Here is an 8,619-nt window from a genome sequence, read left to right on the forward strand (position 1 = left end):
CCCCCCTGGCTCCGGGCCCAAATCGCCTACATCCTACCCGATCGTTAGATTCTTCGTGGCAGCACATATTCGAAGGAGGTACCGCCCGCACTTTGTATTTGCAGACGATTGTCTGATGTTTTGGGAGGAAGCTGCCTGAGTTTCGTCAAGAGCGAGACATTCCCGTCTTCCAGAATGTAGGGTGACGGAGGGCGGAGCGGGCGGGGCTCAGTGGTGGAAACTGCACGAAATCTTTCGCGCTCTTTGCGAAAGATTTCGATGCAGTTAGGCGTGTTTGAGACCACGCACTTTGCGGGCTCAAACCGCCGTCACCACGTTCCAGCCCCCGCCAGCTCCGCCCGTAGTCACCCGGGCCAAGGTCAAACAGTAGCAGCCCTCAATCTGCGGAGCCCATAGTCACCCGGGCCAGCGCCAGACAGTTGCCTGCCGACTTACCCCCATCACTCAACGTCCGCAACCCGCGGGCGTTTTTTTGGTGCACCCGGACCAATTAATGCTAAGATGGAAACATGTTCAAGAAAGCGAGTGGTGACACGATGAAAGAGCCTGTTCAAGCCAAGGACCTGTTTGCCATCAAGACCATCAGCCAACCCCAGTTGACCGAAGACACGGTTTTCTTCCTGGAAAACCGGGTGGACGAAGCGACCAATACATACCGGGCCGCGCTGAAGGGGATGGACCTGGAGACGCATGACCGCATGCGCTTCGCCATCCCCGGGCAAAGCGTCAGCCAGTACGAGATTGCCCCCGACGGCGAGCAGCTGCTGTACTTGGCGGCGGACGATAAGCAGAAAACGCAGATCTTCATTCAGCCCATCTACGGCGGTTCACCGCGCCAGCTGACCCAGCTGCCGGACGGCGTGGACCAGGCCCGTTGGGATGCGGATAGTACCGGTGTTTTCTTCACCAGTACCCGTTATCCGGAACCGCCCAAGCACCACGAGCTGCCCCAGCCCAAGGTGATCACCCGGCTGCCGTTCTTGATGAACGGTCAGGGTGTCCTGCGGGAAGATGGGACCCATCACTTGCAGTATCTGCCGGTGACTGAGAAAGAGCCCAAGGATCTGCTGGCCCGGCCTGACGACTTCAGCCTGGATGCGGTGGATCCTTCCGGCCGGTTCCTGGCCCTGAGTGCCAGTCCCGATCCGTTCAACCCCAAGGACTTCCGGCAGGGCGTGTATCTGTTCGAGATTGCCACTAAGGCCCTGACCTGGATCACCGAATCCCAGGAGCACGGCAGCTTTTCTGGCGTCGACTTCAGTGAAGACGGCACCGGCATCCTGCTCTATGGCACCGATAACCACGTGCCCAACGTCGCCGAGAACCACATCTGGTTCTACGACATCGAAGGGGAGACATTGACCGATACCGCAGTGGACCATCCCTTGGAAGAAGGACCGGGAGAAATCGTCGCCGACACCCAGCAGAAATTGTCTGGCCGCGCTGCGCAGTATGTCACGGCCGATTACTTCTTGGCCAGCGGCTTCAGTCACGGCCGCGTGTCTCTCTACCAAGCCTCGACCACCGGCGAGTTGAGCGAAGCGGTGGGGGGTGACCGGCACATTACCGACTTCTGTGTCGGGCCGGACCAGCACACTGTCGCGTTCACCTATTCTAATTTTGAGACGCCCAGTGTTTTGGCCGTTTGCGACCTGATCACGGAGGACGAGAAGGACCTGTACAACCCGAATACCAGCTGGGAGAATCACCACGCGATCGGCGGGGCGGAGGAATTCACCTACCAGACTGGTGACGGCTTGACCGTGGAGGGCTGGTACATGGCGCCCATCGGTGCGGCGGCAGCGCAGAAGCATCCGGCGATTCTGTATGTCCACGGCGGACCCCTGGCCGCTTACGGGTATACTTTCTTCCACGAGATGCAGACGCTGGTCAATGCCGGCTACGGCGTCATACTCATCAATCCCCGGGGCAGCCTGGGGTACGGCGAGGACTTCGCCGGCGGTGTCATCGGCGCATACGGTCAAGGGGACTACCAGGACCTCATGGCGGGATTGGATGAAACCCTCAAGCGGGATCCCAAGATCGATCCGGCCAAGCTGTATGTCTGCGGCGGCAGTTACGGCGGCTTCATGACCAATTGGATCGAGACCCACACCGACCGCTTCGCCGCCGCCGTCACCATGCGCTCCATCAGCAACTGGGTGAGCATGTACGGCAACAGCGACATCGGCTACTTCTTCAACGCCTGGGAGCTTCAAGGCGAGTGGAACGCCCCCATCGACCCGCAGCTGTACTGGCAGTTTTCTCCCTTGGCCTACGTCGACCAGGCGAAGACGCCGATTCTGGTGCTGCACAGCGAGGAGGACCACCGCTGCCCGATTGGTCAGGGCGAGGAATTCTACACCAGTCTCAAGCTCCACGGCGTCGAGACCGCGTTCGTCCGGTACCCCGGCTCGAACCACGAGCTCTCCCGCTCCGGCTTCCCGAATCTGCGCATCGACCGGATGCAGCGGATTCAAGACTGGTTCCAGAAGCATTAGGGCAGAAAGGAGATTGATTCCTCTATGGTAAAAATTGGCTTCATCGGCAGCGGCCACATGGCCAGTGCGGAAATTGCCGGCACCCTGCATGCTGGGGCGGCCGCGGCCGACCTGTTCGTCACGAGCCGCACCCCGGCCCACTTCCAAGCGGTCGCCAAACAATACGGGATTCACGGCGCTGCTTCTGCCGCGGATATTGTGGCGGCCGCTGACATCGTGGTCTTGGCCACGCCGCCGGCCACAGCAGCACCGATCCTGGGCGGCGTGGCCGGACAGTGGCGGTCCGGTCAGATCCTCGTCTCCGTGGTGGGCAGCGTCAGCGTGGCTGACTTGACCAAGTTCGCCGCTGCGCCCAATCTGCCCATCGTGCGCTTACTGCCCAACGTTAACGTCGCCACCGGGAGCGGCATGACCGCCTATGCGGTGAACGAGGCCGTGACCGACACGGCGCTGCAGACGGTGCTGACATGGCAGCAGAGCCTCGGCGACATGATGCCGCTGGCTGAGGACTTGTTCGGCGCGTTCGTCGGCTTGGCCGGGTCGTCCCCCGCGTTCATCTTCGTCGCCATCGACATGCTGGCCCGGCTGGGTGTGAAGTACGGCATCCCCATGACGGATGCCCGGCGGATCGCGGCCCAAGCCTTCAAGGGCAGTGCCGACCAGATCCTGGCGACCGGGGCGAACCCGTGGGACCTGGCGGACAGCGTGTCGTCGCCCGGCGGCAGCACCGTGCGGGGGATGGTCGCGTTGCAGTCCAGCGGTTTCTTCGCCGGTTTGACCGACGCCGTGACGGCCACCATCGAGAAAGACCAAGCCAAGAAATAGCGGTTATCTGTACTTGTCATTATGGTCTAGACCAGTTATGATGAGAAAGAACGACGAACCACCATTTCTAAACATAAAGGGGAAATTCTTGATGTCTGCAAAAGTACTGAAACATGCGGTGATCTACACGGGTGAAGAGGTCATTCCCGACGGCTACGTGCGCTTCGACACGCATATCTTGGCCGTGGGGCCGGTGGCCGAGTACCATGCCCAGGCGGGCGATGAACTGGAGGATGTCGCCGGCGCCAGTGTGGTCCCGGGTTTCATCGACGTGCACAGCCACGGCGGTTACGGCTTCGACGCCATGGACGGCGATCCGGAACAGATCAGCACCATGGCGACGAAGATGATGCGCAACGAAGGGGTCACCACGCTGTTCGCGACGACCATGACCCAATCCACTGCCAACATCGACCACGCCATGAAGGGTGTGGCCCAGGCCGCGGAGAATAACCCGATCATTCAGGGCGTGCACTTGGAGGGGCCGTTCATTTCTCCCACGTTCAAGGGTGCCCAGCCGGAACAGTACATCAAGGATCCCGACGTGCACTTGCTGGCCGAGTGGAACAAGCTCTCCGGCGGCCGGGTCAAGCTCATCACCTATGCGCCGGAAGACCCGGGTTCCCAGGCCTTCGAGGATTACTGCCTGGCCCACGGTATCGTGCCGTCAGTCGGCCACAGTAACGCCACCCGGGCCCAGATGCTGCATAGCAAGGCCACCCACGTGACCCACTTGTACAACGCCCAGCGCGAGTTCAAGCACCGGGAGCCGGGCGTCACCGGCCACGCCATGCTGGAGGACAACATGTATGCCGAGCTGATCTGCGACGGCTTCCACATCGTGCCCGACATGATTCGCTTGGCCGTGGAGCAGAAAGGTATCCACCGCATCGAGCTGGTGACCGATTCCATGCGCGCCAAGGGCATGCCCGAAGGCGAGAGCGAGCTGGGCGGCCAGAAGGTGTTCGTGAAGGATAAACAGGCCAGGCTCAGCGACGGTACTTTGGCCGGAAGCGTGTTACAATTTAAGGATGCATTCATCAATATTCAAAAATTCACGGGCGCGTCCATGGCGGATGCGGTGCAGATGGCCAGTGTGAACCAAGCCAGAGAGTTCGGCTTGGATAGCAAAGGGACCATCACCCCAGGCAAAGACGCCGATATGAACGTGTTCGATCGGACCTTAGCGTTACAAAAAACATTCAGCTTCGGGCGGGAATTCTCACCGGAGCCGTAGTAGGGGAGACAACATCTATGGAATCACCGGTTTATATTCAGATCCACAACCAACTCAAGCGCGACATTGAAGGCGGCAAATGGAAGGTGGGGGACCGCATCCCTGCAGAGCGGGAACTCGCCATTCAATTCGATGTCAGCCGCATGACCCTGCGCCAGGCGATCCAAACCCTGGTGGACGAGGGCATTTTAGAACGGCGGGTCGGTTCCGGCACGTACGTGGCCAACCAGAAAGTCCAAGAAGTGGCTTCCGGTGTCACCAGTTTCACCGACATTATGCGCCGGCAAGGCAAAAAGCCGTCCAGCAAGACCATTTCTTACCACTTCGCGACCCCGTCCCTGAGCGAGATCGAGAAGCTGCACCTGAGCGGCGACACCCCGGAAGTGCTGCGCATGGAGCGGATCCGGTACGCAGACGGCGTGCCCATTAGCTTCGAAGTGGCCTCCATTCCCGCCGACATCGTCCAAGGCCTGACCAAGGCCGAGGTCACCGATTCGTTCTACCACGCCCTGGAGACCAAGGGCGGTTACGAACTGGGCGGTGCCCAGCAGACCGTCTCCGCTGAGACAGCGTCGGAACGGATCGCCGAGTATCTGGATATCAAGCGCGGTGAGGCCATCCTCAAGATGCGTCAGATCACGTTCCTCCAAGACGGCCGGCCGTTTGAGTATGTGCGTACCCAGTATGCTGGGGAACGGTTCGAGTTTTATTTGGAACGGTAATATGCCCCTCACATCGAAGACACCTATGCAACTATATGTTGCTGAGGGTGTCTTTTTTCTGTGTACGTGTTGCTGCCGCCGATCCTAGAAAAGTGGTGGACATTGACTGGACTGCGGTATACTATGCCTATCTCGAGGGCTCTTTTGGAAAATCGTGGGAGGCACCGATCGTCATGACCATTGCAGAAGTCAAAGTCGACGGCTCGGGGACTCTTACTTTTCACCCGGCCTTAGACTAAGATAAAACTGATATACATTTTGAGGGAGTGGAACATTCGTGACTAAGATGCGACCCAAACAAGCATGGTGGCCGTTGGCAGCCAGCTTTTTAATACCGTTTTTCTTTATTGTTATTTATTTCGCTTTGCGCCATGTCTGGCCATTTGGCGGCCAGACCGTACTGACTGTTGATTTGGATCAGCAGTATGTTCATTTCTTCCAGTTCTTCAAGAACACTGTGTCGATCCACCCAGGCTCATTTTTCTATTCTTTCAGTAAGGGGCTTGGCGGGGAAACGTTCGGTACTTTCACGTACTATCTGATGAGCCCGCTGAACTTCCTGCTTTTCCTTTTCCCCGGAGCGAGCATTGCATTGGGAACTTGGCTGATTATTGCCTTGAAGCTGGGCTTTGCGGGCTTGTTCATGGATTTGTATCTGCGGCAGCAGGATCAGCCTCTATCTGGCCCTGTGCAAACTGCTCTGGCAGTGGGCTACGGCATGTGTGCATACCTCATCGTCAATTATTTCAACATCATGTGGCTGGATGCGGTGGCATTGTTGCCGCTGCTGCTATTAACATTGCGCTGGCAGCACGCTGGGCGGCGGTTGTGGGCTTACCCTCTGCTGCTAGCGGCAACAATGATCATCAACTATTACATCGGCTACATGATCGCTATTTTTCTCGTCCTCTACTGGGTCTGGTCAGAAAGCCAGTACCGGTGGACCTGGCGCAGTCTCTTGAAACAAGGTATTCGGTTCGCGTGGACTTCCATACTGGCCGGGGGTCTTAGTGCATTGATTTTGCTGCCGACTTGGCATGCCTTAAACGATTCAAAAAATACATACATATCGACCAGTTTGCCGTCCACTTTTGAGTACAACCCCATTAAGATTTTGGCCAAATTGGTACCGGGCGCATTTTCCCAACAGCAGATGATCAATGGTCAGCCGAATATTTATACGGGGATGCTGGTCCTGATTGGGGTGCTTTTGTACTTCGTCAATCGGAAGATTGGTTTAAAGGAGAAGGTCGTTGCTGGCTTGGTGACTGTCTTTCTTTTACTGAGCACCTTCTTTGAACCCTTGGATCTATTCTGGCATGGGATGCAGTTTCCCATTTGGTATCCATACCGTTTCAGCTTCGTCATCAGTCTCTGGGGGATTCTTCTCACAGCGCGTGTTTGGCCGCGGCTGCCTGTGCTGTCCTGGCGGCGCCACTGGTGGCTGGTCATTCCCGGTGTCCTCGTTATTGCGGGCGCAGTGTGGCGAATGCCCCAGGTTCATTTTCTTTCTTGGGGGGCCGTTGCCGCTACCGCCATACTGACGTTCGCTATGACGCAGCTGATTATGAAGCGTACGGCCAGCCGCTGGTGGGGATGGGCATTAGTGCTCTTGGTGGGGGCAGAAATGAGCCTCAACGGGGTGCTCACACTGCAGCATATTGAGCTTTCAGCCTACAAGCCTTTCGCCCAGTACACCGCCGAACTGTTGAAGGCAACAAAACACGTTAAGAAAATCAACACCCAACCGTTTTATCGGACCGCGACGACGTTTGGCTCCTGGAATGATGCCATGACAGCGGACTACTTTGGCGGTTCCCACTTTAACTCCATGCTGGAACCGCGGGAAGCCTATTTCTATAATCGCGTGGGAATGTCGGGGGATGAAGGCCAAGTTTCTTATACTAACGGGACGGTCATCACTGACGCCTTGCTGGACATGCGGTACATGCTCCAAGAACGTGGACCAGTTGCGGCCGCCCACGACAGCGATAACGGTTGGGAAGACAGCGATTTGAGTGCTAATTCTTATCGGCCGGATGCTGCTTATTACCAAGCATTAAAGCCGGTCGATGGTATTGCAGTGTACCGCAATCCATACACCTTGCCGCTCATGTACAGTGCCTCGCCGGATGCATTGAAGACAATTCTGATGCCGGGGTATCCGCTGAGCTGGCAAGAGACCATTATGAACAACCTGGCCGGAACGAAGACATGGGAGACGATGTTTTCGCCTCTGACGGATGTCCGCAAGACAACGACCCACGTGACGAATAATGGGGATGACACGATCACTTATCGGCGCGACCCCCACGAGAAAACAGCGACAGTGGCCTATTATTTTCACGCCGCCACCAGCGGCCCTTATTATGCCATTCTGGATGATCCCCCGATTGATGATGCAACGATGCGGGTGAATGGCAAGAAAGTCGTTCAGACCGGCCGGTTCAACTCACCGCTTGCCTTTAATGTTGCGGCGAACGCGAAGGGTCAGGACATCACGTTCAGCTTCACTTTCAAAAAAAAGAAATTAAAATTGAACCAAGTCAATTTCTACCGCTTGGATATGGCCAAGTTTGAAAAAATGGATCATCAGCTTCAAGCCCAGGGCGGGAAAGTCACTCAGCTTGAACAGAACAGCGTGACTGCCGAGGTGACCACGACCAAGGCAGCCCCAACAGTCATGACGTCGATTCCAGACAGCCCAGGCTGGCACGTAACTGTTGATGGGCGGCCGCAGAAGACGAGAGACTTTATCGACACCTTCGTCGCCTTCACGCCCAAAACGACCGGTAAACACACCGTCCAGTTTACTTACGTCACGCCTGGCTGGCGTACCGGCGTTCTCATCTCAGCAGCGGCATTGGTCATTTTGATGGGCGTGGTCCTGGTTGAGTACCGCGGGGATATTCTCCGTAAGTTGACACGGTCCCGGTGACCTTGCTACCATGAATAAGTAGGAACCGGTTACAGTAAGTTGAATCCTATTGGAGGAGATTTCAATGACCAAGACAGAAAGCAGTGACCCCCAGCCCCCGCCGACCCGCTACCAACGCTGGCTCATCAGCATCATCGCAGTCAGTGTACTGATCGGTCTCATGGTGGGGCTGGCGTTACACGACATCCCCCTGGGTCTCATGATCGGCGCCACAGTCGGCGCCGGCGGCGGCATGGCCGTCGCGGATTGCATGCGGACCCAGCCAAAACGTAACCATGCATGAATTGTGCGCCCCGGAGAAATTCGGGGCGCTTTTTGTGCTGGTTGAGAAGGGATGGCCGGGACCCGGCGATTTGGGCCCTCCGGCTGGCTGGGCGGGCGAAGCGAAGCAAGTGC

6 protein-coding genes are annotated in these 8,619 nt (G+C 57.3%); all 6 read left to right on the plus strand.

Annotated elements, in window-relative coordinates:
* Positions 1-509: 509 nt before the first annotated feature.
* The 6 genes from L248_RS12175 (at position 510) to L248_RS12205 (ending at position 8,506) form a co-directional block, all read left to right on the plus strand.
* Entirely contained in the window at positions 510-2,501 is a 1,992-nt protein-coding gene (locus L248_RS12175) for a S9 family peptidase (RefSeq protein WP_022530541.1), read from the plus strand.
* Positions 2,502-2,525: 24 nt separating this feature from the next.
* The gene (locus L248_RS12180; RefSeq protein WP_022530542.1) at positions 2,526-3,326 is read left to right on the plus strand and encodes a pyrroline-5-carboxylate reductase family protein; all 801 of its coding nucleotides are present in this window, start codon (positions 2,526-2,528) and stop codon (positions 3,324-3,326) included.
* 91 nt (positions 3,327-3,417) lie between these two features.
* Entirely contained in the window at positions 3,418-4,563 is a 1,146-nt protein-coding gene (gene nagA / locus L248_RS12185; RefSeq protein WP_040536708.1) for an N-acetylglucosamine-6-phosphate deacetylase, read from the plus strand.
* Between the two features lie 17 nt (positions 4,564-4,580).
* Positions 4,581-5,285 carry a GntR family transcriptional regulator gene (locus tag L248_RS12190; RefSeq protein WP_022530544.1) on the plus strand — a complete coding sequence of 235 codons (705 nt, stop codon included), beginning with the start codon at positions 4,581-4,583 and terminating at the stop codon, positions 5,283-5,285.
* A gap of 286 nt (positions 5,286-5,571) precedes the next feature.
* On the plus strand, positions 5,572-8,223 hold the full coding sequence (locus L248_RS12200) for a YfhO family protein (RefSeq protein ID WP_022530546.1): 2,652 nt from the start codon (positions 5,572-5,574) through the stop codon (positions 8,221-8,223).
* A gap of 64 nt (positions 8,224-8,287) precedes the next feature.
* The gene (locus tag L248_RS12205) at positions 8,288-8,506 is read left to right on the plus strand and encodes a hypothetical protein (RefSeq protein ID WP_022530547.1); all 219 of its coding nucleotides are present in this window, start codon (positions 8,288-8,290) and stop codon (positions 8,504-8,506) included.
* The last annotated feature ends 113 nt before the right edge of the window (positions 8,507-8,619 follow it).

Source organism: Schleiferilactobacillus shenzhenensis LY-73, from assembly GCF_000469325.1.
Taxonomy (GTDB): domain Bacteria; phylum Bacillota; class Bacilli; order Lactobacillales; family Lactobacillaceae; genus Schleiferilactobacillus; species Schleiferilactobacillus shenzhenensis.

Coding starts and splice junctions, on each gene's coding strand:
- L248_RS12180 (WP_022530542.1), top strand. CDS start 2,526: ATGGTAAAAATTGGCTTCATCGGCAGCGGCCACATGGCCAGTGCGGAA.
- L248_RS12175 (WP_022530541.1), top strand. CDS start 510: ATGTTCAAGAAAGCGAGTGGTGACACGATGAAAGAGCCTGTTCAAGCC.
- L248_RS12205 (WP_022530547.1), top strand. CDS start 8,288: ATGACCAAGACAGAAAGCAGTGACCCCCAGCCCCCGCCGACCCGCTAC.
- L248_RS12190 (WP_022530544.1), top strand. CDS start 4,581: ATGGAATCACCGGTTTATATTCAGATCCACAACCAACTCAAGCGCGAC.
- nagA (WP_040536708.1), top strand. CDS start 3,418: ATGTCTGCAAAAGTACTGAAACATGCGGTGATCTACACGGGTGAAGAG.
- L248_RS12200 (WP_022530546.1), top strand. CDS start 5,572: ATGCGACCCAAACAAGCATGGTGGCCGTTGGCAGCCAGCTTTTTAATA.